This is a genomic window from Polaromonas sp. P1_G1 (assembly GCF_056405595.1).
In genome coordinates this window covers 1-360 of the sequence record NZ_JBFUBU010000302.1, presented here as the reverse complement: position 1 = coordinate 360, position 360 = coordinate 1, and the positions used below count along the sequence as shown (strand labels likewise).

The window sequence follows — 360 nt, the reverse complement described above, 5'->3', positions numbered from 1 at the left end:
ATATTCAGCTGAAAGAAACAGTTTTTTCCGCAGACATCTTGCCCAAAGGTATGCCTGCCGCTATCAAGGATGAATTTTTGAAAGATATGGAGGGCCGAAAGTTTGTCGAACCCTTGTTCTTCCACAAAGACGTGAACACGCAAGAGGCTATTGAGTTTGATGAAGATGATGAGTCCGACGGCACACGTGCGTTGTTTGCTTTTGCCGGGCATTGGCTGGACGTTATCGAGAACGAGCGTGTTTTGGTTGTGGATGAGTTGGACACCAGCCTGCACCCTTTGTTGGTGCACCACCTGGTGAAGCGGTTGCACCACGAGGGCACCAAGGCGCAGCTCATTTTTACGACGCATGACACCACGC

General features: G+C 50.3%; 1 protein-coding gene. It reads left to right on the top strand.

Features of this window, described 5'->3' with window-relative positions:
* On the top strand, positions 1 to 360 hold a 360-nt coding region (locus AC1D1Y_RS26955; protein ID WP_477685032.1), incomplete at both ends, for an AAA family ATPase.